Below are 25,665 nucleotides of genomic sequence, written 5' to 3' on the forward strand. Positions count from 1 at the left end.
CCCCGCCGACCCCAGCCCGCCAGCCCCGGCGGAACCGGTCCGCCATCCCCACCGGACTGGCCGGAGGCCCCCGCCGGAATGCGGGCCCGCTCGACGGCGTTGTGCCGGAGGCACGCCGTTCCACGGCCACACGCCCACACCCACCCGGTCAGCCCGTTTTCACGGTCAGCACGAGGAGAGCCACCACATGATCTTCGGCCGCACGCCCGAGCTCCCCACTCCGGAGCAGGCGCTCAAGGGCCGGGCGACCCCGGAATTCGAGGTCCCCTCCCGCCACACGGTCCTCGGCAACCCCCTCCTCGGCCCGTACCCCGAGGGCATGCGGGTCGCGGACTTCGGCCTCGGCTGCTTCTGGGGCGCGGAGCGCAAGTTCTGGCAGACGGAGGGCGTCTGGACGACGTACGTCGGCTACCAGGGCGGCTACACGGAGAACCCCTCCTACGAGGAGGTGTGCTCCGGTCTCACCGGTCACGCGGAGGTGGTCCGCGTGGTCTTCGACCCCGAGCGCGTCTCGTACGAGTCGCTCCTGAAGGTCTTCTGGGAGTCCCACAACCCCACGCAGGGTTTCCGCCAGGGCAACGACGTGGGCACGCAGTACCGCTCGGCGATCTACACGCACTCCCCCGAGCAGGAAGCGGCGGCGGAGGCGTCCCGTGACGCCTACCAGCAGGTCCTCACGGCCGCGAACCACGGTGAGATCACCACGACGATCCTGCCCGCGGGCCCGCGCCCCTTCTGGCCGGCGGAGCCGTACCACCAGCAGTATCTGGACAAGAACCCCGACGGCTACTGCGGCATCGGCGGCACGGGCGTAGAACTGGAAAGCCCCTCGGAAACGAACTGGGGCCGAGCCTGCCCGACGGGCATCGCACCCGCGCCGGAGGCGGGCCTCTAGGACCCGTCCTCCGCCGGTCCCGTCCGTCGCCCCGGCTCTGGTGACGACGACCCGCGAACCAGGGATCATGGCCGTCGAGACGCGGTGACACCTGGGGGGAGCGTGCTGACACAACTACTTCCCGGTTTCCGGGAGTTGCGCTCCCCCCTGGCGACCGGAGTGCTCTGGCTGCTCACCCTGTGGGTGGCCGTGGGTGACCGGATGCCCAGCCGCACGGAGGCCACGGGCTTCGCCGCGAGGGTCTACGACCTGGCGGAGCTGACAGGGCGGCCCGGGGTCGGCGCCGCCCTCATCTTCACGGCGTACGTCATCGGCAGCGTTGTGAGCATTCCGGCGAACCAGCTGCTCCGTGAGCCCGCGCACGCCGCCTGGGACGCCGACAACGTGCTGCCGGACCGGTGGCCCGTCCTGCAAGGGCGGCCCGTCCTCACGCAGCACCCCTCGGCACCGGCAGGAGCGGGGTATCCGGCCTTCTCGGACACCCGGCTGCTCACCCGGCAGGCCTGGGCGGACCTGCAGAGTCACGTGAGCGCGGTCCCTCTTCTCCTGTGGCTCGAATCGCAGAGGTCGGAGCGGCACCGTGACGTCGCCAGGAGGATTCTCCTGCGTAGCATCCTGGAAGAACTCGGCCAGTTGGGCACACGGCTGCACGCCCAGAACTCGGCTCTCTACGACGACCACGACCGGCTGATGGCGGAGGCGGACCTACGGGTCAACATAGGCGCCGGTGTCGCCGTCCTGGCGGGCGCGCTGTCCGTGCGGGTCTCCCCCCTGTGTCTGCTGGTCTTCGCCGTGTCGGCTCTCCTGATCATCATGGGCCTGGCGCGTGCCCGGCAGGCGAATGACGTGATCGTCCAGGCACTGGTGATCGGCGAAGTCACCTCCACTGCCCTGGCCGAGGCGGACCGCACCGCCGAGGCTCTGGCCGGAGCACCCGCCGATGGGCGGCCCGGAGCACCGTAGCGGCGGCTCGCGGCGTCAGGGCACGCCCCCGCCCCCCGCCCCCCGCCCCTCTGCCCTCAGCGAATCTGCCCCCAGCCGATATCCCCGTCGACCGCCGCCCCGCCGGGTGACAGTGAAGGAACCAACGCGGCGTCGGGAGCCGCGGTTTCTGAGGAGGCTTCATGTCCGTGCTCGGTTCGTCCGTACTCGGCAGTGGTGGCGGGGCGCGGCCTCGGGGGGAGGACGGGGACACCGCTCCGTCGCGCTTCGACGATCACCTCGCCGCCCAACTGCTCGACCAGCGCATCGTGTTCCTCGGCACCCAGGTCGACGACGTGTCCGCCAACCGCGTCTGCGCGCAGATGCTGCTCCTGTCGGCCGAGGACCCCAAGACCGACATCAGCCTCTACATCAACAGCCCCGGCGGCTCCGTCAGCGCCGGGCTCGCCATCTACGACACCATGCGGCTCATCCCGAACGACGTGGCCACGCTGGCCATGGGGTTCGCCGCCAGCATGGGGCAGTTCCTGCTCAGCGTCGGCACCCGGGGCAAGCGGTTCGCGCTGCCCAACGCGCGGATCATGATGCACCAGCCGTCGGCCGGCATCGGCGGCACCACCGCCGACATCGCCATCCAGGCAGAGAACCTGGACTTCACGAAGAAGGCCATCGAGCGGATCACCGCCGAGCACACCGGCCAGAGCGAGGAGACCATCTCGCGGGACGGCGACCGCGACCGGTGGTTCACCGCCGAGCAGGCCAAGGAGTACGGGATGGTCGACCACGTGGTGCAGTCCCTGGAAGACGTGCGGCCCGCCGGGTCGAAGCGGCGCATCGGTCTGGGCATCTGAGGATCAGGGGAGACACGACATGAGCCAGTACACGATCCCCACCGTCGTCGAGCGCACCCCGCAGGGCGAACGCTCCTACGACGTCTACAGCCGGCTGCTCGCCGAGCGGATCATCTTCCTCGGCACGGAGATCGACGACGGCGTCGCCAACGTCGTCATCGCGCAGCTCCTCCACCTGGAGTCGTCCGCACCGGACCGCGAGGTCGCCATCTACATCAACTCGCCGGGGGGTTCCTTCACCTCGCTCATGGCCATCTACGACACGATGAGCTTCATCTCGGCGCCCATCTCCACCTTCTGCGTCGGCCAGGCCGCGTCCACGGCCGCCGTGCTGCTCGCCGGGGGCGATGCGGGGCGGCGGTTCGTGCTCGACCACGCGCGCGTGCTGCTCGGGCAGCCCGCGAGCCGGGGGCAGCAGGGGACGGTGTCCGACCTCCAGCTCCAGGCCAAGGAGATGCTGCGCATCCGCTCGCAGGCGGAGGAGGTCCTCGCGCGGCACACGCACCACGACGTCGCCACCCTCCGGGCCGACATGGACCGCGACAAGTTCTTCACCGCGCAGGAGGCCGTCGCGTACGGACTCGCCGACCAGGTGCTCAGCAGGCGGGTCCTGCCCGCCGCCGCCTGAACCGCGCGGCGGGGAGGCGTCAGGCCGCCAGGCGGACCTGGCCCTGGTGCGGAGCCCCGGCGGGCCGCGTGCGCGGGGAGGCGGCCAGCCGGCTCTGGACCAGGGAGAGTACGTCGGTCAGCCGCAGGCCGAGCGCGTGGGCCGCGGCCGCGAGGACCTCCGAGGAGGCTTCCTTGCGGCCGCGCTCCAGCTCGGAGAGGTACGGCATGGAGATGCGGGCGGCGTCGGCCACGTCCTTGAGGGTGCGCTCCTGGGCGAGGCGCTCGCGGCGCAGGACGTCCCCCACGACGTCCCGCCAGAGCGGCTCCCTGGCCGCGGGGGCTCCGGTGTTCCCGCCCCGCGCGGGAGGCCCCGCCGTGACCGGACGCAGGGGGATCACCCGGGCCCCGCCCGGCTGCTCCCGGCGCGGTCCGGCCGCACCGCCCGCGCCGCTGTCGGCCCCACCCCGGACTCGCCTGCTCGCTTCGCTGCTCACCGTCCCAGCCTAGGAGCCGATCCGGCGGCCGGGCAGCGCGCGGCGTTCCGCCCGGCGCGAAATCGAGGAGCGTGACGCGCCCGAGAGGGTCCGCCACCGCGCGCGCCCGAGAGGGAACCGCTACCGCGTCCCCGACCCCACCGACGAGGCGTCCCGCCCCCAGCTCGCCAGCAGCCGCAGCGCCTGCGCGGACGCCGAGTCCGGCTCCGCGTGATACATGATCATCGACTGGTCGCAGTCGTCCGGCAGCCGCAGCGTCTCGAACGACAGGGTCAGCTCGCCCACGAGCGGGTGGCGCATGCGCTTCACGCCGTGCCCCTTCTCCCGCACGTCGTGCGTGGCCCACAGGTTCCTGAACTCCTCGCTCTTGACGGAGAGTTCACCGACGAGCGCGGAGAGCCGGGGGTCGTTGGGATAGCAGCCCGCGTCCATGCGGAGGTAGCCGACGATGTCGGACGCCTTCTGCTCCCAGTCGACGAAGAACTCGCGCGAGCGCTCGTCGAGGAAGCAGATCCGCGCCCAGTTGCGGTGCTCGGGCGCCAGCTCGCTCCAGTCGCCGAAGAGGGCCGCCGCCAGCGCGTTCCACCCGAGGATGTCCGAGCGACGCCCGACGACGTACGCGGGGACGCCGTCCACGGAGTCCAGGAGCTGCTGGAGCCCGGGCCGCAGGTGCTGCGGGCGCGCGGCACGCTTCTTCTTCACCGTCTTCGGCTTCGCGAGCCGCGTGAGGTGGGCCTGCTCGGCGTCCGTGAGGCGCAGGGCGCGGGCGATGGCGTCGAGCACCTCGGTGGAGACGTTGCGGCCGTTGCCCTGCTCCAGGCGCGTGTAGTACGCGACGGAGACCCCGGCGAGCTGCGCGAGCTCTTCGCGGCGCAGGCCCGGCACCCGGCGGTGCCTGCCGTACTCCGGCAGGCCGACGTCCGCGGGCCGCAGCCGGGCCCTGCGGGTGCGCAGGAACTCGCTGAGCTCGGCCCGGCCGTCCAGTGGCGCGGCGTCGACGCCCCGGGGGCCCCCGGCGGGCGTCTCGTGCGTGTCGTCCATGCCTCCAGTATCCCGGGTCGTACGCCGCTGAGACTGTCCCCGCCAGTGGTAGGACCGCTGGTCGTAGGCGGAACGGGTGTCTGGGCGGCCGCCCCGGCGGCTGGCAGCCTCGATGACATGACTGAGCAGATCACCACCGTTTCCGCCTACGCCGCTCCCGCCGCCAACGCGCCCCTGGAGCGGACCACCGTGCCGCGCCGCGCCGTCGGCGAGTTCGACGTGCTGATCGACATCAAGTACGCCGGGATCTGCCACTCCGACATCCACCAGGCCCGTGACGGCTGGGGCGAGGGCATCTTCCCGATGGTGCCGGGCCACGAGATCGCCGGTGTCGTGGCCGAGGTCGGCCCCGGGGTCACCAAGTTCGCCGTCGGCGACCGCGTGGGCGTCGGCTGCATGGTCGACTCCTGCCGCGAGTGCGACAACTGCAAGGCCGGCCTCGAGCAGTACTGCGTGCGGGGCAACGTCCCGACGTACAACGGCCTGGACCACAGCGGCGAGCCGACGTACGGCGGCTACTCCACGCACATCGTCGTGGACGAGGCGTTCACCGTCGGCATCCCCGAGGGGATCTCGCTGGACGTCGCCGCGCCGCTGCTGTGCGCCGGCATCACCACGTACTCACCGCTCAAGCGCTTCCACGCGGGCCCCGGCAAGAAGGTCGCTGTGGTCGGCCTCGGCGGGCTCGGACACATGGCCGTCAAGATCGCGCACGCGCTCGGCGCCGAGGTGACCGTCCTGTCGCAGTCCCTGCGCAAGAAGGACGACGGCCTGCGGCTCGGCGCGGAGCACTACTACGCGACCAGCGACGACGCCACGTTCGAGCAGCTCGCGGGCTCCTTCGACATGATCCTCTCCACGGTCTCCGCGCCGCTGCCGCTGGACAAGTACCTGGGCCTGCTGCGCTCCGAGGGCGCCTTCGTCAACGTCGGCGCCCCCGAGGAGCCGGTCTCGCTGAACCTCTTCTCCGTGATCGGCGGCGGCAAGACCCTCGCGGGTTCCATGATCGGCGGCATCGCCGAGACCCAGGAGATGCTGGACTTCTGCGCCGAGCACGGCCTCGGCTCCGAGATCGAGCTGATCCGCGCCGAGCAGGTCAACGAGGCGTACGAGCGGGTCCTCGCCAGCGACGTGCGCTACCGCTTCGTGATCGACGCCGCGACGATCTGATGCCGCTCCCCGCGGGGGCACGAGTGGCTTGAACGCGTCTCGGTCGCCGGTCCTGGTCCGCATGGCTTCGCGGACCGGGACCGGCGACCGATGCGTCGTCCGGACCGCCGGAACTAGCGTCGTTCCCGTCACTGCAGGACGACAGCAGTGCAGGACATCAGCGGTTCAGGACGACAGCAGTCCAGGACGACGACAGTTCGACCCGAGGAGAGCACACGATGACCGTCTCGTTGAACCACACCATCGTCGCGGCGGCGGACAAGAAGGCGTCGGCGCGGTTCCTCGCGGACATCCTGGGGCTCGACGTGAGCCCGCAGTACGGCCCGTTCATCCCGGTGGAGATCCCGAACGGCGTCACGCTCGACTTCTACGAGCGGGGCGACGGGCCGTTCGTGCCGCAGCACTACGCGTTCCTGGTCTCCGAGGACGACTTCGACGCGATCTTCGGGCGCATCAAGGACCGGGAGCTGCCCTACTGGGCGGACCCGTACCACCACCGCCCGAACGAGATCAACACCAACGACGGCGGCCGCGGCGTGTACTGGGAGGACCCCGACGGCCACAACCTGGAGATCATCACCAGGCCCTACGGCAGCGGCGCCTGAGCCGGGGCGCGCGACCCGCCTACGCGCGGCCCTCCCCGGCGGCTCCCCAGTCCCACAGCGCCTGGATCACCGGCCCCAGCTCCCTGCCGCGCGGGGTGAGCGCGTACGTGACCGTCGCCGGCCACCCCGGGGTGCGGGTCCGCTCCAGCACGCCCGCGTCGAGCAGCTGCGTGAGGCGGTCCGCAAGGACCTTGGGCGACAGGTGCGGGAGCGCCGCGGCCAGCTCCGTGTACGTGCGGTGCTCGTGCGGCAGCAGTTCGCGGACCAGGAGGGTCGTCCAGCGGCCGCGCAGGGCGGCGAGGGTGATCTCCACGGGGCAGGCCGGGTGCGGCGACGTGACCCGGGCGAACACGTCGTCCGGGAGGCCCGGGGGCGTGTCCGTGCCGTCGCTTACCGTTCGGTGAGTCACGAGGCGTCCTCCTACTGTCCCCGTATGACGATAGCGACCTCGCCCCTGCCCACCCGGGCCGAAGACGTCCCCGCCGCGTTCGCCGCGCGGTTCAACAGCGGTGATCCCGACGCCGTGCGCGCGCTGTACGAGGAACGGGCCGCCTTCGTGCCCGAGCGCGGGGAGGCCGTGCACGGCGGCGCGGAGATCGCCGCCGCCAACGCGCCCTTCCTCGCCCTCGGCCTGCCGATCTCCGTCACGCCACGGCATGTGCACGTGGCCGGGGACATCGCGCTGCTGGTCGTGGACTGGGAGATCGGCGACGGGACGGTGCGCTCCACGGCCACGGATGTGGCACGACGCGGCGCCGACGGGTACTGGCGATACGTGATCGACAGTCCCTTCGGCGCCGCGTCGGCAGGTGCCTAGGGCAGGTCAGACGGCGGAGCCGGCCTTCCACTGCGCCCAGTCCATGTTCCAGCCGTTGAGGCCGTTGTCCGGGGCGATGGTCTTGTCGCCGGTGTTGCGGACGTCGACGACGTCACCAGTGATGGTGTTCTCGTAGAACCAGGAGCCCGGGGTGCTCTTGTCGCCCGCGCCCTTGGCGTCCTGGAGGCCGATGCAGCCGTGGCTGGTGTTGGCGTTGCCGAAGATCGAGGACGAGCCCCAGTAGTTGCCGTGGATGAAGGTGCCCGAGCTCGACAGGCGCATGGCGTGCGGCACGTCCTTGATGTCGTACTCGCCCTTGCCGTCGCCGTCCTTGAAGCCGACGGTGGCACCGTCCATGCGGGTCTCCTTGAACTTCTCGGAGATCACCATCTTGCCGTTGTACGTCTTGTTCTCCGGCGAACCGGCGGAGATCGGAATGGTCTTGACGACCTTGCCGTCCCGGGTGACCTTCATCGTCTTGGTCTTGGCGTCGACGATGGAGACCTGGTTGCGCCCGATCTTGAACTGGACGGTCTTCTGCTGCACGCCGTACACCCCGTCGGCGCCCTCGACGCCGTCGAGGTTCAGCTTCAGGGTGACCGTGGAGTTGCCCTTCCAGTAGTCCTCGGGGCGGAAGTCCAGGCGGTTGTTGCCGAACCAGTGGCCGACGATCTCCTGGCCGCTGTCGGACGACACCTTGATGGCGGACTGCACGGCCTTCTTGTCGGTGATGCCCTTGTCGAAGTTGATCGACACGGGCATGCCGACGCCGACCGTGGAGCCGTCCTCGGGCGTGAAGTTCCCGATGAAGCTGTTGGCCTGCGACACGGTCGTGAACGTCGTGTTCTCGTGCGCCTTGCGGCCCTCGGAGTCCGTGGCGGTTGCCGAGATCTTGTACTTCGTGGCGCGTTCGAGCTGCTTGCCGGGCTTCCAGCTCTTCTTGTCGGCGGATATCTGACCGGCCACGGCGGTGCCGTCGGCGGCCTCCATGGTCACGTCGGTGAGCGTGCCCTTGCTGACGGTGACGGCTGCCGAGCTGTTGATGCCGACGTTGTCGGAGCCGTTCTTCGGCGCGATCTTGATCTGGGCGACCGACGTCTTCTTGGCGGCGGCCTCGTCGACCTGGTTCTGCGACTCCTTGCCGCCGGCCTTGTCGCCGCCGTCGTCGCTGCACGCCGAGAGCACGAGCACGCCGCCCACGAGCGCGGACACGGCCGCGAGGCCCCTGCGTCCACGTCCCGTCGTCCGGCGCCTACTGTCCGTCATCACACACATCTCCATAGTTGCCGAATCCCGAACAAAACCGAGAGTCCCCGTAGACCTGCATAACGTCCTGCCCGGTTCGTCCCGTTCCACTACTGGGCGGAATGTGGGGAACACCACGCTCCGCACGCTGGACCGAGCCTCTTCCCTCCCCCTGTCCACTGTGCACCGGGAGACGACCGGCGGGTCAACCGCCCACTCTGCACGACGGACGCCGGGAGGGACGACAGAACCCCGGACAGCGGTTGCTGTCCGGGGTCCCCGATTCCGGATGTCTCAATCCGGCGTCCGGCGTCCGGCGTCTCAGATCAGCCGGTCCTCCTCGTCGTCCTCGTCGCCGTCGGCGGCGTCCTCGTCGTGCTCCCAGTCCGGTGCGTCGGGGTCGTAGTCGATCGTCTCGCTGCTCCAGGAGGCCTGGGCGAGTTCGACGCCGGGGACCTGGCTGACCAGGTCGAACGGGTCCACGAGGTAGGCGAGCGCCTCCGCGTCGTCGTCCCGGACCGCGGCCTCGGCGTGGGCCCTCTCCTCCGCCGGCATCTGCTCGTCCTCCGCGATGCGGCCGAGCGCGGCGCCGGTCAGCTTCCCGGTGTCCTCGACCTCGACCACCATTTCGACGCGCAGCCGCACAAACCGTGATGTCTCGTCTCCAGTCATACGGGGGAGCGTACGGCCCGCCTCCCCCGCGGCTTTCCCACGACCCGCGGCTTTCATTACCATCGCCCCACACGGCCAATTCGCCAGCGCCACAAGGGGGATCCGATTCCGTGTCCGCACGCCGATCGTTGCTGACCGCCACCGCCGCCGGAGCCCTTCTCGGCGCCCTGTGGTTCGTCCCCTCCGCGAACGCGACGTCCCCCGCGCCCCCCGCTGCCTCGGCCGGGGACGCGGCCCGGGACCGGCACGCCGACCAGGCGTCGGTCCCCGGCCCCGAGGCCCGCGAGGGCGCCGCCCGCCTGGCCGACACGGGCAGCTTCGACACGACCCCGTATGTCGCCGGCGGCACGGCGCTCCTGGGCCTCGGCGCCGGTTTCGTGGCGTTCTCGGTGCGCAGGGAGCGGGCGGGCGCGGACGTCAGGCCAGCGGCCCCGTAACCCCTTCGACCGTCGTCACCAGCACGCCCGAGCGGACGAACGCCTCCGCCCCCGCCAGGTCGGGCGCCAGGTGGCGGTCCGGCCCCGGACCCTCGACGCCCGCCTTGCGGAGCGCCACGACGACCTCGTGGGTCGCGGGCGCCGGCGTCAGGTCCTCGCGGAGTTCGACCGCGCGCGTGGCCGCGTACAGCTCGATCGCGATGACGCGGGTCAGGTTGTCCACCGCCGTACGCAGCTTGCGCGCGGCGGACCAGCCCATGGACACGTGGTCCTCCTGCATCGCGGAGGACGGGATGGAGTCCGCCGACGCCGGGACCGCGAGCCGCTTCAACTCGCTGACCAGGGCGGCCTGCGTGTACTGGGCGATCATCAGGCCGGAGTCGACGCCGGCGTCGTCCGCGAGGAACGGCGGAAGGCCGTGCGAGCGGTTCTTGTCGAGGAGCCGGTCGGTGCGCCGCTCGGCGATCGAGCCGAGGTCGGCCGCGGCGATGGCGAGGAAGTCCAGGACGTACGCGACCGGGGCCCCGTGGAAGTTGCCGTTGGACTCGACACGCCCGTCGGGCAGGACCACGGGGTTGTCGACGGCGGCGGCCAGCTCCCGCTCGGCGACGAGCCTGGCGTGCGCCACCGTGTCCCGGCCCGCGCCCGCGACCTGCGGCGCGCACCGCACGGAGTACGCGTCCTGGACGCGCGGCGCGTCGTCCTGGTGGTGGCCGGTGAGCCCCGAACCGGCGAGGACCTTCAGCATGTTGGCGGCGGACACGCCCTGGCCCGGGTGCGGCCTGATGGCGTGCAGCTCGGGCGCGAGGACCTTGTCCGTGCCGAGCAGGGCCTCCAGCGTCAGGGCGGCCGTGACGTCGGCGGACTTGTAGAGGGTGTCGAGGTCCGCGAGGGCCATGATCAGCATGCCGAGCATGCCGTCGGTGCCGTTGAGGAGCGCGAGGCCCTCCTTCTCCCGCAGCTCGACCGGGGTGATGCCGTGCGCGGCGAGCAGTTCGCCCGCGGGCCTCACCTCGCCGTCGGGGCCCTCGGCGTCGCCCTCGCCCATCAGCGCGAGCGCGCAGTGGCTGAGGGGGGCGAGGTCGCCGGAGCAGCCCAGCGAGCCGTACTCGTGCACGACCGGCGTGATCCCGGCGTTCAGCACGTCCGCCATGGTCCGCGCGACCTCGGGCCGTACGCCCGTGTGGCCCGAGCAGACCGTCTTCAGGCGCAGGAACATCAGCGCGCGCACCACCTCGCGCTCCACCCGCGGACCCATGCCCGCGGCGTGCGAGCGGACGATGTTGCGCTGGAGCTGCGCCCGCAGTTCGGGGCCGATGTGGCGGCTGGCCAGGGCGCCGAAGCCGGTCGACACGCCGTAGACCGGCTCGGGCTTGGCGGCGAGCGCGTCGACGATCTCGCGCGAGGCGGCCAGGGCGGTCAACGCCTCATCGGTCAGTTCGATCCGCGCGTTCCCGCGCGCGACGGCGATGACGTCCGCCGCTGTCGTCCCGGACGTCCCAAGGGCCACGGTGCCCACGCTGTGCATAGTCATATTCAGCAGCGTACGGACTGAATCGCCAGGTGTCACGGGTGGGGCCGGGAGGGGCCACTTACCTCGACCTCACCGCCCGTGCCCGGCACCGGTTCCCCCTCGCTCGAGCGCCCCGCGGAACGTCAGCCGTACCGCGTGCGCAGCCGGTGGAGCTCCCCCACCGACAGCGCGGTCACCGGGATGGGAGCCCCGAACATGAACGCGTGGAGCACGCCGGGCGGCGCCGCCACCACCGCGTCGTCGAAGAACCGCAGGGCCGCGAGCCCCCACAGCCGCAGGGGCGAACGACCGGGAACACCGCTTCAGGACGGCGGCTGCCCCCGGCCCCGGAACGTCCGCCGCTCCCCCGCGTCACCCGGCGCCGGCGGCGAGTCGGCGAGCCGCAGCACCGGGTCGCCCTCCCCGTCGCCGCCCTCCCGGCCCGCGACCACCGGCTTCACCGCGTGCGCCGCCTTCGCGCGGTACTGCGCCGCGTCGGCGAGGCGGAAGAGACGGCGCGCCGAGCGCACGGGGCCGATCGGGTCCCCGGTCGACGCGACCCCGCACGCGACCCCGTCACCGAGCTCCAACTCGGCGGCGCGCCCGCACAGTTCGTCGGCGACCCGGACCACCTCGTCGGCGGTCGGGCCCACGGAGAGCAGACAGAACTCGTCGCCGCCGAGGCGTGCGGCCAGCGTGCCGGGGAGCATCGCGCCGCAGAGCGAGAGGACCGAGCCGAAGCGTTCGAGGAGGCGGTCGCCGACCGCGTGGCCCAGGGTGTCGTTGACGCGCTTGAGGCCGTTCACGTCACAGACGACGAGGCTGACCACGTCCCCCTCGGCGCGGTGCCGCTCCACCGCCTCGTCGAGGCGCAGGTCGACGGCGCGGCGGTTGGCGAGCCCGGTCAGCGCGTCCGTGAAGGCCAGCCTGCGCGCCTCCTCCAGGCGCTCGGTCTGCGCGATGCCCGCCGCCACCACCGAGGCGAGGACGGTCGCGAAGTCCGCGTCCGGGCGGCCGAAGACCGGCGCCCCCAGCGGGCGCGCCACATACAGCTCGCCCCAGGCCCGCCCGTGCAGCACGACCGGCGCGACCACACAGCAGCCGCGTCCGCGCCTGCGCAGGGCGCTGACGCGCTGGTGGCAGTAGCCCGCGAACCGGCCGCCCGCCGCCCCGCCGGCGGTCTCGACCCAGGCGTCGGGCTCACCGCCGCCCGCCCAGCGCTCGTGCAGGAACTCGGTGATCTCCGGGAACTGGTGGACGGGGTAGGCCTCGCACTCCGGGAACTCCTCCTCGCCCTCGCTCCGTTCACCCGTGTTCACGAGCACCCGGAGCCTGCCGAGTTCGCGCTCCCACAGGGAGAGCGCGGCGAAGCTCCCGCCCAGCGCGCGGCAGGCGCCCGCGGCCGCGGCCCGCCAGGTCTCGCGCGGGGTCCGCGCGGCGGCCATCCCTTGCGCCAGCTCCACCACGGCCCGCAGCCGCACGTCCTCTCCCATCACCCTAGGCTAGGAGGTTTGCGGCATTTTGGAACTTCGAGACATATCGCGAGCCGCAAGACGGGCCGTGGAGAGCGGGCCGCGGGGTGCGGGAAGCGGGCCGCGGGGAGGGCGGACCACGGAGCGGTCCGCCGACGGCGGGCCACCCGGATCACTCCCCCGGCCACTTCGGCTTCCGCTTCTCGTTGAACGCCGCGACGCCCTCCGCCCGGTCGCCCGAGAACGCCACCGCGCGCCACGCCGCGTCCTCCACCTCAAGGCCCGCGCGCAGGTCGAGGCCGTGCCCGAGGCGCAGGGCGCGCTTGGCCGCGCGCAGGCCCACGGGCGAGTTGGCGGCCATGCGGACGCCGAGCGCCAGCGCCTCCGCACGGGCCCCGCCCTCCTCGGCGACCACGTCGACCAGGCCCAACTCCCGCGCCTCCGGCGCCTCGACCCGCCGCGCCGAGAAGATCAGCTCGGCGGCGCGGGCGGCGCCGACCCGGCGCGGCAGGAGTTGCGTGCCGCCGCCGCCCGGGATGACGCCGACGGACACCTCGGGCAGCCCGACGACCGTGGTCGGGTCGGCGACGATCACGTCACAGGAGAGCGCGAGCTCGAAGCCGCCGCCGAGGGCGAAGCCGTGCACGGCGGCGATGGTGGGCATGGGCAGGTCCAGCACGCCGGTGTAGGCGGCCCGCGCCGTGGGGCGCTGGCGCAGCAACTCGGCGTCGCTGAAGGAGTTGCGCTCCTTGAGGTCGGCCCCGACGCAGAACGCCCGCTCGTGCGTGGACGTCACGACGACCACCCGGGCGCCCGCGTCACCGGCGAGGGCCGCGCAGGCGGCGGCGATGGAGCGGGCCATCTCCGAGGAGACGGCGTTCATGGCCTTGGGGCGGTCGAGGACGAGCTCGACGACGTGACCGTGCCGCCGGACCGCGACGTGCTCCCCGTACCGTTGCTCGTCACCCATGACGCCTCCTGAACCTCCGGTTAACGGCCGTTACCCGGGGATCATGTCAGCCGGGTCCGCCCAGGGGGAAGGGCTCCTCAAAACCCTGCGGCCCCCGGCCGACCCCGCGGCTCCTGCGGCTCTCAGCCCCGCCGCGCCAGCAGCCACGGCTCGACCACGCCGAGACCGCGCACGGGCCGCTGCCACATCGGCTGGAGTGCGAAGCGGTACGAGGGCGGGTCCTCGCCCTCCTTCTCGGCCGCCGCTGCCGCCTCCGCGGCCTCCGCCTCCGAGGCGGGCGCGTCGCCCGACCGCTTCAGCTCCTCCGCGAGCGCCCCGTCGACGAGGACGGCGTCCTTGGGCGCTATGGAGGTCAGGCGGCTCGCGAGGTTCACCGTCGTGCCGAAGACGTCGCCCATGCGCGTGGTGACCGTGCCGAAGGCGATGCCGACGCGCAGCTCGGGCATGGTCTCGTCGTTCGCCATCGTCTCGATGAGGCGCAGGGCGATCTCGGCGGCCACGCCCGCGTCGTCGGCGGCGTACAGGACCTCGTCGCCGAGGGTCTTGATGAGCCGTCCGCCGTGCGCGGCGACGAGGTCGGCCGCCGTGGTCTCGAAGGCCTCGACGAGTTCCCCGAGCTCCTCCTCCTCCATGCGCCGCGTCAGGCGCGTGAAGCCGACCAGGTCGGCGAAGCCCACGGCGAGCCGCCGGTCGACCATCTCCTCGTCGTCGGCGGCCTGCACGACGCGCCCCGTGGCGGCGGCGAGCTGACGGCGCCAGACGTAGACCAGGAACTCCTCCAGCTCCGGCAGGAGCAGCTCCACCAGGGGATACGTGACTTCCGTACGGGTCATGCCCGGCTCGGGCGGCTCCGTGAGCCCCTCCAGGAAGGAGTCGATCTGCCACTCCGCGAGCCGCGCGGTGGTCTGCCCCGTGGACCGGGCCACCTGCACCGCCATGGCCTCGCTGAGCAGCCCCGCCTCGACGAGGCCCGCGAGGCGGCGCAGGGCCAGCACGTCGGCCTCGGTCAGCGCCTTGGCCTGGCCGATGTCGGGGAAGCCCATGGCCCGCCAGAAGCGGGAGGCGAGCTCCATCGAGACGCCCGCGCTGCGGGCGGCCTGGAAGGGGGTGTAGCGGCGGTCCGCGCCGAGGATGAGCCCTTCGAGCCGGAGGGCGAGGGGGTCCTTGGCGGACTCGCCGTCCTTGCTCTCGTCCTGCACCTCGGGAACGCCGGCCGCGCCGCCCGGCCCGTCGTCGGGGCCACGCTCTGCGCCCGCGCCGGAGCCCGTGTCGTCGACGGTCACGCCTGCTGCCCTTCCGATCTGCCGCGGTCAGGTATCGACCGGCGTCAACTTTACGGCAGGTGTGCCGCAGCTCACTCCCGAGTCCCGTGACCCGTACCCCCGGCCCGGGGCACGCCGGGTGACCGGCCGTCCCCCGGCGCGCCCGGCCGCCGGTCACCCGGCGGGACGCAGGTGGACGATGTCACCCGCCCCCACGGGCCGGCGCACGCCGTCCTCGGTGGCGAGCACCAGGCGTCCGTCGCCGTCGACCGCGACGGCCTCGCCCACGATCGAACGGTCGCCCGGCAGCTCCGCCCGTACGCGGCGGCCGAGCGTGGCGCAGCCCGCCGCGTACGCCTCCTGGAGCCGGGCGGCGGCGGGGTCGCCGCCCGCCGCGCGCCAGTCGCCGTACCACTGCTCCAGGGAGCGCAGCACGGCACGCAGCAGCGGATCGCGGTCCGTCGAGGCGGCCCCGGCGAGGGCGAGGGAACCGGCCGTCGGCACCGGCAGCTCGTCCGCACCCAGGGTGACGTTGAGGCCGACGCCGATGACCACGCCGCCGCCGGCGGCGGTCCCGGCCCGCTCGGCGAGGATGCCGCCCGCCTTGCGCTCCTCGTCACCCACGGTGACCAGGAGGTCGTTGGGCCACTTGAGTGCCGTGTCGACCCCGGCGGCCCGAGAGAGGCCCGTGGCGACGGCCACGCCGGTGAGCAGCGGCAGCCAGCCCCACCGCTCGACCGGCACCTCGGCGGGCTTGAGCAGCACGGAGAAGAACAGGCCCGAGCGGGCGGGCGCCGACCACTTCCGGTCGAGGCGGCCGCGGGCCGCGTTCTGCTCCTCGGCGACGAGCACCGCTCCCTCGGGGAGGCCGTCGGCCCGTGCCGCGAGGTCGGTGTTGGTCGAACCGGTGGCGGCCACCACGTCCAGGGAGGTCCACAGACCCCCCTCGCGCACGAGCGCCCGTCGCAGGGAGGTGGCGTTCAGGGGCGGGCGGTCGAGGTCGGACCAGCGGTTGTCTTGAGCATCTCGCGGCGTCATGCAAGCCACCCTAGGTGTGGTAAACACCGCACTGCCGAACGGTATCCGCGCCGATACGCTACGGGTCAGTAGCCAGCCGTAAGCCGCCATACGCACCTTTGAGCAGGCAGGGAGCCGCATCCCTATGTCCGAGATCGACATCCACACGACCGCCGGCAAGCTCGCGGACCTGCAGCGCCGCATCGAGGAGGCGACGCACGCGGGGTCGGCCCGCGCGGTCGAGAAGCAGCACGCCAAGGGGAAGCTGACGGCGCGTGAGCGGGTCGGGCTGCTGCTCGACGAGGGCTCCTTCGTCGAGTTCGACGAGTTCGCCCAGCACCGCTCGACCCAGTTCGGCCTGGAGCGGAACCGGCCCTACGGCGACGGCGTCGTGACCGGTTACGGCACCGTCGACGGCCGTCCCGTGGCGGTGTTCTCGCAGGACTTCACCGTCTTCGGCGGCGCGCTCGGCGAGGTGTTCGGGCAGAAGATCGTCAAGGTCATGGACTTCGCCCTGAAGACCGGTTGCCCGGTCATCGGCATCAACGACTCCGGCGGCGCCCGCATCCAGGAGGGCGTCATGGCCCTCGGCATGTACGGCGAGATCTTCCGCCGCAACACCCACGCCTCCGGCGTGATCCCGCAGATCAGCCTGGTCGTCGGCCCGTGCGCGGGTGGCGCGGTCTACTCCCCCGCGATCACCGACTTCACGGTCATGGTCGACCAGACCTCGCACATGTTCATCACCGGGCCCGACGTGATCAAGACGGTCACCGGTGAGGACGTCGGCTTCGAGGAGCTGGGCGGCGCCCGCACCCACAACGCGACGTCGGGCGTGGCGCACCACATGGCGGGCGACGAGAAGGACGCCATCGAGTACGTGAAGTCTCTGCTGTCCTACCTGCCGTCGAACAACCTCAGCGAGCCGCCCGCGTTCCCCGAGGAGGCCGACCTCGCCCTCACCGACGAGGACCGGGCCCTGGACACGCTGATCCCGGACAGCGCGAACCAGCCGTACGACATGCACACGGTCATCGAGCACGTCCTCGACGACGCGGAGTTCTTCGAGACGCAGCCGCTGTTCGCGCCGAACATCCTCACCGGCTTCGGCCGCGTGGAGGGCCACCCGGTGGGCATCGTCGCCAACCAGCCGATGCAGTTCGCCGGCTGCCTGGACATCGACGCATCGGAGAAGGCCGCGCGCTTCGTGCGCACCTGCGACGCGTTCAACGTGCCGGTCGTCACCTTCGTGGACGTCCCCGGCTTCCTGCCGGGCGTCGAGCAGGAGCACACGGGCATCATCCGCCGCGGCGCGAAGCTGATCTTCGCCTACGCCGAGGCCACCGTCCCGCTCATCACGATCATCACCCGCAAGGCCTTCGGCGGCGCGTACGACGTGATGGGCTCCAAGCACCTGGGCGCCGACCTGAACCTCGCCTGGCCGACGGCGCAGATCGCCGTCATGGGCGCGCAGGGGGCGGTCAACGTCCTGCACCGCCGCACCATCGCCGCGGCCGACGACGAGGAGGCCACGCGGGCGCGGCTCATCCAGGAGTACGAGGACGCCCTCCTCAACCCCTACACCGCGGCCGAGCGCGGCTACATCGACGCCGTGGTCATGCCGTCGGAGACCCGCTCGCACCTCGTGCGCGGTCTGCGTCAGCTGCGCACGAAGCGGGAATCCCTGCCTCCGAAGAAGCACGGCAACATCCCCCTGTAAGCCGCGAACCCGAGGAGCCCTCGTGATCAAGGTCGTTCGGGGCAACCCGACCCCAGAGGAGCTGGCCGCCGCCCTGGCGGTGGTCCAGGCACGCGCCGCGGCGGTGGCGGACCGGCCGTCCGGCGCGCCCGTGCCGCCCGACTCCTGGGCCGACCCGGCGCGCGTCGCCAGGGACCGGCTCCCGGCGCCGGGACCCACCGCGTGGAGCCGCACCTACTGGCCCTCGTAGCCCGGTGATCCTGTGAGCGGGCCGGCCGGGAACCTGAGTACGCGTACTCAGGCGCCCCGGCCGAGCCGGGGCGCACCATCGACGTCATGCTGTGGTCCGACCCGGAGAACGACCCGCCCCAGGACATGCGGGACATGCAGGCGAAGATGCGCCGTGCGGGCTGCGTCCTCGCCCTCGCCATGGTGGTGGCGATGTTCGTGCTCGGCATCCGCTGAGCCGGAAGCCGTACGCTGACGGCATGAGTGATCAGCCCCGCCGTCTCGTCCTCGCCTCGCAGTCGCCCGCGCGCCTCGGCCTGCTGCGGCAGGCGGGCTTCGCCCCCGAGGTCATCGTCAGCGGCTTCGACGAGGACAAGGTGACCGCGCCGACCCCCGCCGAGCTCGCCCTCGCACTCGCCGAGGCCAAGGCGTCCGTGGTCGCCGCGCGGCCCGAGGCCAGGGGCGCCCTGGTCATCGGCTGCGACTCCGTCCTCGAACTGGACGGGCAGGCCCTCGGCAAGCCCGCCGACGCCGAGGAGGCGACCGCCCGCTGGAAGGCCATGCGCGGACGCGCGGGCGTCCTGCAGACGGGCCACTGCGTCCGCGACACGGCCGCGGGGACCTACGCGTCGGCGACGGCGTCGACCGTCGTCCGCTTCGGCGAGCCCTCCGACGAGGAGATCGCCGCGTACGTGGCGAGCGGCGAACCGCTGCACGTGGCGGGCGCGTTCACCCTGGACGGCCGCTCCGCCCCGTTCATCGACGGCATCGAGGGCGACCACGGCAACGTCATCGGCCTCTCGCTGCCGCTGCTGCGCCGCCTGCTCGGCCGACTCGGCGTCAGCGTCACGCAGTTGTGGGCGTAGCCCGGCCGGCCCTGTCGTAGGCCACGAGCGGCAGCACGATCAGGCCGAGCACGACCATCATGAAGGCGAACGCGGGCCAGCCGACCAGGCCCACGCAGAACGCGCCGAGCACCCCGTGCACGACGGCGCAGGTGATGAGCAGCAGCCGCCCGAAGCGGCCCGGCGCGCGGTCGCGGGCGGCGGCGCGGGCCAGGGCGAACGCGCAGAGCGCGAGGTAGCAGCCGAAGACGGCGCCGGCGATCCACGTCGACACGGTCATCGCGTGCGGATCGAGTCCCGCGAGGGACATCTCCTGCTTGTCGACGACCATGCCGAGGAACCAGTTCAGCAGCGCGACGCCGACCGCCTCCACGAGGAGGACGATCGCGCCCAACCAGGCCACCGGTCTGCGCGCCACGGCGCCCCACCCACTTCCACTCTGCTGTTACCGCTGGTACGTCCGATCCATCGCGCACGCTACTCACTGGTAAACAGCGGGACAAGAGCCGCGCCAAGGGCAAAGAATCATTGGGCCATTGGTAGGGACTCCACAAAGAAAGCCCCTCCGCCGCAGCACTCGTTCACAGAGACCTTGACCACACCCGCGGGCTACGCTTCCGCCAAGGAACCCTGGCTACCGTGGTAGGACAAGGGTTTTCGCGGACCGAGCGAGCGGCGCATCACACTCCGTGTGGGCAAGCTCACCCTTGGGGACGGGTCGTAGAGCCGTGTCCACAGTCCCTAAACTCGGCTTGTTTCAAGGAGGGAGCCATCGTGCGCAAGGTGCTCATCGCCAACCGTGGCGAAATCGCTGTCCGCGTTGCTCGGGCATGCCGGGACGCAGGGATCGCGAGCGTAGCCGTATACGCAGACCCGGACCGGGACGCTCTGCACGTCCGGGCGGCCGATGAGGCGTTCGCGCTGGGCGGTGACACTCCGGCCACCAGCTACCTGGACATCTCCAAGGTGCTGGCCGCGGCCAAGGACGCGGGGGCGGACGCGATCCACCCCGGCTACGGCTTCCTTTCGGAGAACGCCGACTTCGCGCAGGCCGTCATCGACGCGGGCCTGAACTGGATCGGCCCGCCCCCGCAGGCCATCCGCGACCTGGGCGACAAGGTCGCCGCGCGGCACATCGCGCAGCGCGCCGGCGCCCCGCTCGTCGCGGGCACCCCGGACCCGGTCTCCGGAGCCGACGAGGTCGTCGCCTTCGCCGAGGAGAACGGCCTGCCGATCGCGATCAAGGCCGCCTTCGGCGGCGGCGGCCGCGGCCTCAAGGTCGCCCGCACCCTCGAAGAGGTCCCCGAGCTGTACGACTCCGCGGTGCGCGAGGCCGTGGCGGCCTTCGGCCGCGGCGAGTGCTTCGTGGAGCGCTACCTCGACAAGCCGCGGCACGTCGAGACCCAGTGCCTCGCCGACAAGCACGGCAACGTCGTGGTCGTCTCCACCCGTGACTGCTCGCTCCAGCGCCGCCACCAGAAGCTCGTCGAGGAGGCGCCCGCACCGTTCCTGACGCCCGAGCAGAACGAGCAGCTCTACGCCGCCTCCAAGGCGATCCTGCGCGAGGCCGGCTATGTCGGCGCGGGCACCGTGGAGTTCCTCGTCGGCGTCGACGGCACGATCTCCTTCCTCGAGGTCAACACCCGTCTCCAGGTGGAGCACCCGGTCACCGAGGAGGTCACCGGCATCGACCTGGTCCGCGAGATGTTCCGCATCGCCGACGGCGAGGAACTGGGCTACGACGACCCGCCGATGCGCGGTCACTCCTTCGAGTTCCGCATCAACGGCGAGGACCCGGGCCGCAACTTCCTGCCCGCGCCCGGCACCGTCACCGCCTTCGCGCCGCCCTCGGGCCCCGGCGTCCGCCTGGACGCGGGCGTCGAGTCCGGCTCGGTCATCGGCCCGGCCTGGGACTCCCTCCTGGCCAAGCTGATCGTGACCGGCGCGACCCGCGAGCAGGCGCTGCAGCGCGCCGCCCGCGCCCTCGCCGAGTTCACCGTCGAGGGCATGGCCACGGCCATCCCCTTCCACCGCGCGGTCGTCAAGGACCCGGCGTTCGCGCCGGAACTGACCGGCTCCAGCGACCCGTTCACGGTCCACACCCGGTGGATCGAGACCGAGTTCGTCAACGAGATCCCGGCGTTCACCGCGCCCGCGGCGGACGCCGAGTCCGACGAGGAGCCGGGCCGCGAGACGGTGGTCGTCGAGGTCGGCGGCAAGCGCCTGGAGGTCTCCCTCCCGTCCTCGCTCGGCATGACGATCGCGCGCACCGCGGCGGCGGGCGGCGCCCGCCCGAAGCGCCGCGCGGCCAAGAAGTCCGGCCCCGCAGCCTCCGGCGACACCCTCGCCTCGCCCATGCAGGGCACGATCGTGAAGATCGCGGTCGAGGAGGGCCAGGAGGTCAACGAGGGCGACCTGGTCGTCGTCCTCGAGGCCATGAAGATGGAGCAGCCCCTGAACGCCCACCGCTCGGGCACGATCAAGGGCCTCACCGCGGAGGTCGGCGCGAGCCTCACCTCCGGCGCGGTGATCTGCGAGATCAAGGACTGACAGCGCCCCAAGAACGCGCCCCGACCCCGAGCTGACCTCCAGCCGGGCGCCGGGGCGCGTTGCCGCGCGGCGCCGCGAACGGTTTTCCGCCCCGCCCCGGCGCACGTTCCCGACCCGGCCTCGGCGGGCGAACCCCAGCCCCGCCCGGCACCCGAGGACCAACACGGCGAAGCCGGCGACAGCCCGAGCCAGGGCCCGAGAACGACGCCCGCTCCCCACCCGGCCCCCGTTGGCAATCCCAACCCGCCCGGCGCCCGAGGACCAACACAGCAAAACCGACGACAGCCCGAGCCAGGACCCCGAGAACGAGACCCGCCCCCCACACACGACCTCCGCGGGGAAACCCAGCCCGTCCGGCGCTTGAGGACGAACACGGCGAAGCCGGTGACAGCCCGAGCCAGGGCCCCGAGAGCGAGGCCACCGCAACCGCGCCCCGCGAGCAGTGGCATTCTGGATTACGCGAAGAGCGACCGGAGGTGCGGGGAATGACGACAGCCATGGGCCCCCAGGCCGGCACGGGCCCCCAGGCCAGAGCGCAGCGGGCCGACGCGCGCCGGAACTACGACCGGCTGCTCGGTGAGGCGAGGGCCGCGTTCGCCGAGCACGGCACCGGCACGTCCCTGGAGGACGTGGCGCGCCGCGCGGGCGTCGGCATCGGCACGCTCTACCGGCACTTCCCCAACCGCCACGCGCTGATGAGCGCGGTCTGGGAGGACGCCGTATGCGACCTCCTGGCCCGCTCGCACGCCCTGCTCGACGACCCGCACCCCTGCTCGGCGCTGGTGACGTGGCTGCGCGCCATCGTCACCCACGCGGGTGAGTACCGCGGCCTGTCCAGCGCCCTCATGGCGGCGTCGCACGACGACACCTCGGCGCTGGCCCGGTGCAGCAGGCCCATGCGCGAGGCGGGCGCGGCGCTGCTCGCCCGCGCGCAGGAGGCGGGGTCCGTACGGCCCGACGTCTCCATCTCCGACCTGCTCCAGCTGACCAACGCGATCTCGCTGGCGGCCGAGGAGACCCCGGACGACCCGGAGTTGGCCGACCGCCTGCTCACCCTGACCCTGCGCGGCCTGCGCGCCGAGGACCGGGCGACGGCCTAGGAGCGTAAGCGGGCCTGGGAGCGTACGCGCCGCTCGGCGGCGCGCGTGCCGTTCCGCTCAGCGGCGGCGCATGTCCGCGACGCGCGCGGCCCGCTCCCCCGGCGGCTGCTCCCCGAGGAGCGCGCTGCGCAACTGCTGGCCCGACCCCGCCCCGTGGTTGCGCCGCTGACCCGGCAGGGGCACGTCCCTGCGCGGCTGGCGCCCCGCCGGGAGGGAGTCGGCACCGGGCGCGGCCTCATCAGGGCCGGCGGCGCCGCCCGTGACCGCGATCTGCACGCCCTGGTCGGCCAGGGCCTGCAGTTCCGTGCCCGCGCGGTCGTCGTGCGCGGGCGGTTCGTCCGTGACCAGACGCGTGATCACGTCCGTCGGCACGGTCTGGAACATCGTGTCGGCGCCGAGCTTGGTGTGGTCGGCGAGGACGACGACCTCGGCCGCCGCCTGCACCAGCGCGCGGTCCACGCTCGCGGAGAGCATGTTGGACGTGGAGAGGCCGCGCTCGGCGGTCAGACCACTGCCGGAGAGGAACGCCCGGGAGACGCGCAGCCCCTGGAGTGACTGCTCGGCCCCACTGCCCACGAGCGCGTAGTTCGAGCCGCGCAGGGTGCCGCCGGTCATGACGACTTCGACCCGGTTGGCATGGGCCAGCGCCTGGGCCACCAGCAGGGAGTTGGTGACCACGGTCAGACCCGGGACCCGCGCGAGCCGTCGGGCCAGCTCCTGCGTGGTCGTACCGGCCCCGACGACGATGGCCTCGCCCTCTTCGACGAGACCCGCCGCGAGATCGGCGATGGCCGTCTTCTCGGCGGTCGCGAGATGTGATTTCTGCGGAAAGCCGGACTCCCGCGTGAATCCGCCCGGCAATACCGCACCGCCATGTCGGCGGTCGAGGAGTCCTTCTGCCTCCAGCGCGCGCACGTCCCGCCGTACGGTCACTTCGGAGGTCTGGACGACGCGGGCGAGCTCACGGAGCGATACCGCTCCGTTGGCCCGCACCATTTCGAGGATCAATTGGCGACGTTCTGCAGCGAACACGAAACTGACAGTAACCCCAACGACCGTCTGCTTTCAGCAGTATGCGCCGAATTACAGAAGTTGTTCGCACGGCAGGGTGGAAGGTGGTATAGCTGCCCACTCCCCGTGCCTATGCCGCCCGACTGGGCGACAACACTGCGTGACCTGCGGCGAGTTGATTCCAGCCGCCGTCTCGATCAGCTGTCGCCGGCCGTCTTCCGCGTGTGGAGTTGCCGCGCCACCTCGGCGATCGACCCCGAAAGCGACGGGTACACCGTGAACGCGTTCGCGATCTGCTCGACGGTGAGATTGTTGTCGACCGCGATCGAGATGGGATGGATCAGTTCCGAAGCACGCGGGGCGACCACGACGCCGCCGACCACGATGCCCGTGCCGGGACGGCAGAAGATCTTGACGAATCCGTCGCGGATGCCCTGCATCTTCGCGCGCGGATTGCGCAGCAGCGGAAGTTTGACGACGCGGGCGTCGATCTTGCCCGCGTCGACGTCGGCCTGGCTGTAGCCGACGGTCGCGATCTCGGGGTCGGTGAAGACGTTCGACGACACGGTCTTCAGGTCCAGCGGCTGCACCGCGTCGCCCAGGAAGTGGTACATCGCGATGCGCCCCTGCATGGCGGCGACGGAGGCGAGCGCGAAGATGCCGGTCACGTCACCGGCGGCGTACACACCGGGAGCGGACGTGCGGGAGACCTTGTCGGTCCAGATGTGCCCCGAGTCCTTGAGCCGGACCCCGGCCTCCTCCAGACCCATGCCGCTGCTGTTCGGGATGGCGCCCACGGCCATCAGGCAGTGCGTGCCGGAGATGACGCGCCCGTCGGCGAGCGTGACCTCGACCCGGTCGCCGACCCGCTTGGCGGAGGCGGCGCGCGACCGTGACATCACGTTCATCCCGCGCCGCCGGAAGACGTCCTCCAGGACGGCGGCGGCGTCGGGGTCCTCCCCGGGCAGCACCCGGTCACGGCTCGACACGAGGGTGACGTTCGACCCGAGGGCCTGGTAGGCGCCGGCGAACTCGGCGCCCGTCACACCCGAACCGACGACGATGAGCTCCTCGGGCAGCTCGTCGAGGTCGTAGACCTGGGTCCAGTTCAGGATGCGCTCGCCGTCGGGCTGGGCGTCGGGGACCTCGCGCGGGTGGCCGCCGGTCGCGATCAGCACGGCGTCGGCGACGAGGGTCTCCTCGGTGCCGTCGGCGGCGCGCACGACGACCTTGCGGGACCCGTCGGACTCCTGCTGGCCCTCCAGCCGCCCGCGACCGCGCAGCACGCGCGCGCCGGCCCGGGTGACGGAGGCGGTGATGTCGTGGGACTGGGCGAGCGCGAGCCGCTTCACACGGCGGTTGACCTTCCCCAGGTCCACGCCGACGACCCGGGCGGGGCTGTCGATGTGCGGGGTGTCGTCCGCGACGATGATCCCCAGCTCTTCGTACGACGAATCGAAGGTGGTCATCACCTCGGCCGTCGCGATCAGGGTCTTCGACGGCACGCAGTCGGTGAGCACCGACGCCCCGCCCAGACCGTCGCAGTCGACGACGGTCACCTCCGCGCCGAGCTGGGCGGCCACCAGGGCCGCCTCGTATCCGCCGGGTCCGCCGCCAATGATCACGATCCGAGTCACGTACTCCATTGTCCCGCACGCTTCAAGGTGCGCACGCGCCGGGGCCCCGTCGTCGGTGCGGCGCCCCTCGTACGGGCGCTCCTCCCGTCACAGGAGGGACGTACGTGATTGCTGCCGTACCCTCGTCCTCATGTCGCTCTACGCCGCGTACGCCGGCAATCTGGATCCGCGGCTCATGTCACGCCGCGCCCCGCACTCACCGCTGCGCGCGACCGGCTGGCTGAACGGCTGGCGGCTCACCTTCGGCGGGGAGCACATGGGGTGGGAGGGCGCCCTCGCCACGATCGTGGAGGCGCCCCGCTCGCAGGTCTTCGTCACGCTCTACGACATCGCGCCCATGGACGAGGAGTCCATGGACCGCTGGGAGGGCGTGGGCCTGGACATCTACCGCCGGATGCGCGTACGGGTCCACACCCTGGAGGCGGAGGAACCCGCCTGGGTGTACGTGCTCAACGGCTACGAGGGCGGGCTCCCCTCCGCGCGGTACCTCGGGGAGCTGGCGGACGCCGCGGAGTCGGCGGGCGCGCCGCACGACTACGTGATGGAGCTGCGCAAGAGGCCCTGCTAGGCCCCGCCGGACCCG

The 25,665-nt window shown here is 72.2% G+C and carries 27 protein-coding genes and 1 pseudogene; 15 read left to right on the forward strand and 13 right to left on the reverse strand.

Annotated features, from left to right (window positions below):
* Nucleotides 1-187: 187 nt before the first annotated feature.
* The 4 genes and pseudogenes from msrA to DCW30_RS28375 all read left to right on the forward strand — a co-directional run.
* Nucleotides 188-895, forward strand: coding sequence for a peptide-methionine (S)-S-oxide reductase MsrA (gene msrA / locus DCW30_RS28360; protein ID WP_062771077.1), 708 nt, complete (start codon nucleotides 188-190; stop codon nucleotides 893-895).
* 102 nt (nucleotides 896-997) lie between these two features.
* Nucleotides 998-1,858: a hypothetical protein gene (locus tag DCW30_RS28365; RefSeq protein WP_123985600.1), complete on the forward strand. Its 861-nt coding sequence runs from the start codon at nucleotides 998-1,000 to the stop codon at nucleotides 1,856-1,858.
* Between the two features lie 161 nt (nucleotides 1,859-2,019).
* Nucleotides 2,020-2,688, forward strand: a complete 669-nt coding sequence (locus DCW30_RS28370) for a ClpP family protease (RefSeq protein ID WP_076684826.1) — start codon at nucleotides 2,020-2,022, stop codon at nucleotides 2,686-2,688.
* Between the two features lie 16 nt (nucleotides 2,689-2,704).
* Nucleotides 2,705-3,316 (forward strand): annotated as a pseudogene (locus DCW30_RS28375) (ClpP family protease); the annotation flags it as partial.
* Nucleotides 3,317-3,335: 19 nt separating this feature from the next.
* Here the strand turns inward: DCW30_RS28375 and DCW30_RS28380 are convergent.
* Both DCW30_RS28380 and DCW30_RS28385 read right to left on the reverse strand, forming a co-directional pair.
* Nucleotides 3,336-3,695, reverse strand: coding sequence for a helix-turn-helix domain-containing protein (locus tag DCW30_RS28380; RefSeq protein WP_076684828.1), 360 nt, complete (start codon nucleotides 3,693-3,695; stop codon nucleotides 3,336-3,338).
* A gap of 216 nt (nucleotides 3,696-3,911) precedes the next feature.
* Nucleotides 3,912-4,832, reverse strand: coding sequence for a helix-turn-helix transcriptional regulator (locus tag DCW30_RS28385; RefSeq protein ID WP_062770941.1), 921 nt, complete (start codon nucleotides 4,830-4,832; stop codon nucleotides 3,912-3,914).
* Between the two features lie 117 nt (nucleotides 4,833-4,949).
* Between DCW30_RS28385 and DCW30_RS28390 the strand changes: the two genes are divergently transcribed.
* Together DCW30_RS28390 and DCW30_RS28395 are read left to right on the forward strand one after the other, a co-directional pair.
* Nucleotides 4,950-6,002, forward strand: a complete 1,053-nt coding sequence (locus DCW30_RS28390; RefSeq protein ID WP_076684829.1) for an NAD(P)-dependent alcohol dehydrogenase — start codon at nucleotides 4,950-4,952, stop codon at nucleotides 6,000-6,002.
* A 218-nt stretch (nucleotides 6,003-6,220) separates the two neighbouring features.
* Nucleotides 6,221-6,607, forward strand: coding sequence for a VOC family protein (locus DCW30_RS28395; RefSeq protein WP_076684830.1), 387 nt, complete (start codon nucleotides 6,221-6,223; stop codon nucleotides 6,605-6,607).
* Between the two features lie 19 nt (nucleotides 6,608-6,626).
* On the opposite strand, the gene DCW30_RS28400 is transcribed toward DCW30_RS28395, so the two are convergent.
* On the reverse strand, nucleotides 6,627-7,016 hold the full coding sequence (locus DCW30_RS28400; protein WP_076684831.1) for a winged helix-turn-helix transcriptional regulator: 390 nt from the start codon (nucleotides 7,014-7,016) through the stop codon (nucleotides 6,627-6,629).
* Nucleotides 7,017-7,040: 24 nt separating this feature from the next.
* On the opposite strand from DCW30_RS28400, the gene DCW30_RS28405 reads away from it, so the two are divergent.
* The gene (locus tag DCW30_RS28405; protein ID WP_076684832.1) at nucleotides 7,041-7,424 is read left to right on the forward strand and encodes a YybH family protein; all 384 of its coding nucleotides are present in this window, start codon (nucleotides 7,041-7,043) and stop codon (nucleotides 7,422-7,424) included.
* Nucleotides 7,425-7,430: 6 nt separating this feature from the next.
* On the opposite strand, the gene DCW30_RS28410 is transcribed toward DCW30_RS28405, so the two are convergent.
* Complete coding sequence (locus tag DCW30_RS28410) at nucleotides 7,431-8,690, reverse strand: L,D-transpeptidase (protein WP_076684833.1); 1,260 nt, start codon at nucleotides 8,688-8,690, stop codon at nucleotides 7,431-7,433.
* A 300-nt stretch (nucleotides 8,691-8,990) separates the two neighbouring features.
* A complete protein-coding gene (locus DCW30_RS28415; RefSeq protein ID WP_076684834.1) occupies nucleotides 8,991-9,341 on the reverse strand; it encodes a hypothetical protein in 351 nt (116 codons plus the stop codon).
* 110 nt (nucleotides 9,342-9,451) lie between these two features.
* Between DCW30_RS28415 and DCW30_RS28420 the strand changes: the two genes are divergently transcribed.
* The gene (locus DCW30_RS28420; protein ID WP_076684835.1) at nucleotides 9,452-9,778 is read left to right on the forward strand and encodes an LAETG motif-containing sortase-dependent surface protein; all 327 of its coding nucleotides are present in this window, start codon (nucleotides 9,452-9,454) and stop codon (nucleotides 9,776-9,778) included.
* On the opposite strand, the gene hutH is transcribed toward DCW30_RS28420, so the two are convergent.
* The 5 genes from hutH to DCW30_RS28445 form a co-directional block, all read right to left on the reverse strand.
* Nucleotides 9,759-11,297 (reverse strand): histidine ammonia-lyase, encoded by a 1,539-nt coding sequence (gene hutH, locus DCW30_RS28425; RefSeq protein WP_418347331.1) that lies wholly within the window; start codon nucleotides 11,295-11,297, stop codon nucleotides 9,759-9,761. The two genes, DCW30_RS28420 and hutH, sit on opposite strands and share 20 nt — an antisense overlap.
* Nucleotides 11,298-11,614: 317 nt before the next feature.
* Nucleotides 11,615-12,784, reverse strand: a complete 1,170-nt coding sequence (locus tag DCW30_RS28430; protein WP_076684837.1) for a GGDEF domain-containing protein — start codon at nucleotides 12,782-12,784, stop codon at nucleotides 11,615-11,617.
* A 151-nt stretch (nucleotides 12,785-12,935) separates the two neighbouring features.
* Nucleotides 12,936-13,733: an enoyl-CoA hydratase/isomerase family protein gene (locus DCW30_RS28435; protein WP_076684838.1), complete on the reverse strand. Its 798-nt coding sequence runs from the start codon at nucleotides 13,731-13,733 to the stop codon at nucleotides 12,936-12,938.
* 122 nt (nucleotides 13,734-13,855) lie between these two features.
* Nucleotides 13,856-15,016: an adenylate/guanylate cyclase domain-containing protein gene (locus DCW30_RS28440; protein ID WP_062783577.1), complete on the reverse strand. Its 1,161-nt coding sequence runs from the start codon at nucleotides 15,014-15,016 to the stop codon at nucleotides 13,856-13,858.
* Between the two features lie 153 nt (nucleotides 15,017-15,169).
* Nucleotides 15,170-16,033, reverse strand: coding sequence for a biotin--[acetyl-CoA-carboxylase] ligase (locus DCW30_RS28445; protein WP_062783582.1), 864 nt, complete (start codon nucleotides 16,031-16,033; stop codon nucleotides 15,170-15,172).
* Between the two features lie 124 nt (nucleotides 16,034-16,157).
* On the opposite strand from DCW30_RS28445, the gene DCW30_RS28450 reads away from it, so the two are divergent.
* The 4 genes from DCW30_RS28450 (at nucleotide 16,158) to DCW30_RS28460 (ending at nucleotide 18,805) form a co-directional block, all read left to right on the forward strand.
* Nucleotides 16,158-17,732: an acyl-CoA carboxylase subunit beta gene (locus DCW30_RS28450; protein WP_076684839.1), complete on the forward strand. Its 1,575-nt coding sequence runs from the start codon at nucleotides 16,158-16,160 to the stop codon at nucleotides 17,730-17,732.
* A 22-nt stretch (nucleotides 17,733-17,754) separates the two neighbouring features.
* A complete protein-coding gene (locus DCW30_RS28455; protein ID WP_076684840.1) occupies nucleotides 17,755-17,961 on the forward strand; it encodes an acyl-CoA carboxylase subunit epsilon in 207 nt (68 codons plus the stop codon).
* Nucleotides 17,962-18,047: 86 nt separating this feature from the next.
* Entirely contained in the window at nucleotides 18,048-18,176 is a 129-nt protein-coding gene (gene mmpB / locus DCW30_RS37970) for a morphogenic membrane protein MmpB (protein ID WP_257788577.1), read from the forward strand.
* A gap of 23 nt (nucleotides 18,177-18,199) precedes the next feature.
* On the forward strand, nucleotides 18,200-18,805 hold the full coding sequence (locus tag DCW30_RS28460) for a nucleoside triphosphate pyrophosphatase (protein WP_062783592.1): 606 nt from the start codon (nucleotides 18,200-18,202) through the stop codon (nucleotides 18,803-18,805).
* Here DCW30_RS28460 and DCW30_RS28465 read toward each other — a convergent pair.
* Entirely contained in the window at nucleotides 18,786-19,202 is a 417-nt protein-coding gene (locus DCW30_RS28465; protein ID WP_237283388.1) for a hypothetical protein, read from the reverse strand. The two genes, DCW30_RS28460 and DCW30_RS28465, sit on opposite strands and share 20 nt — an antisense overlap.
* 356 nt (nucleotides 19,203-19,558) lie before the next feature.
* Between DCW30_RS28465 and DCW30_RS28470 the strand changes: the two genes are divergently transcribed.
* Both DCW30_RS28470 and DCW30_RS28475 read left to right on the forward strand, forming a co-directional pair.
* Nucleotides 19,559-21,334, forward strand: coding sequence for an acetyl/propionyl/methylcrotonyl-CoA carboxylase subunit alpha (locus tag DCW30_RS28470; RefSeq protein WP_062783598.1), 1,776 nt, complete (start codon nucleotides 19,559-19,561; stop codon nucleotides 21,332-21,334).
* 485 nt (nucleotides 21,335-21,819) lie between these two features.
* On the forward strand, nucleotides 21,820-22,434 hold the full coding sequence (locus DCW30_RS28475) for a TetR/AcrR family transcriptional regulator (protein ID WP_076684842.1): 615 nt from the start codon (nucleotides 21,820-21,822) through the stop codon (nucleotides 22,432-22,434).
* A 57-nt stretch (nucleotides 22,435-22,491) separates the two neighbouring features.
* Here the strand turns inward: DCW30_RS28475 and DCW30_RS28480 are convergent, their stop codons facing one another.
* Together DCW30_RS28480 and DCW30_RS28485 are read right to left on the reverse strand one after the other, a co-directional pair.
* Nucleotides 22,492-23,466, reverse strand: coding sequence for a DeoR/GlpR family DNA-binding transcription regulator (locus tag DCW30_RS28480; protein ID WP_076684843.1), 975 nt, complete (start codon nucleotides 23,464-23,466; stop codon nucleotides 22,492-22,494).
* A gap of 176 nt (nucleotides 23,467-23,642) precedes the next feature.
* Complete coding sequence (locus DCW30_RS28485) at nucleotides 23,643-25,091, reverse strand: NAD(P)H-quinone dehydrogenase (protein WP_076684844.1); 1,449 nt, start codon at nucleotides 25,089-25,091, stop codon at nucleotides 23,643-23,645.
* A gap of 121 nt (nucleotides 25,092-25,212) precedes the next feature.
* On the opposite strand from DCW30_RS28485, the gene DCW30_RS28490 reads away from it, so the two are divergent.
* Entirely contained in the window at nucleotides 25,213-25,650 is a 438-nt protein-coding gene (locus tag DCW30_RS28490) for a gamma-glutamylcyclotransferase family protein (protein ID WP_062783610.1), read from the forward strand.
* The last annotated feature ends 15 nt before the right edge of the window (nucleotides 25,651-25,665 follow it).

The sequence above is a fragment of the Streptomyces alfalfae genome (assembly GCF_004127445.1).
GTDB classification, from domain to species: domain Bacteria; phylum Actinomycetota; class Actinomycetes; order Streptomycetales; family Streptomycetaceae; genus Streptomyces; species Streptomyces alfalfae.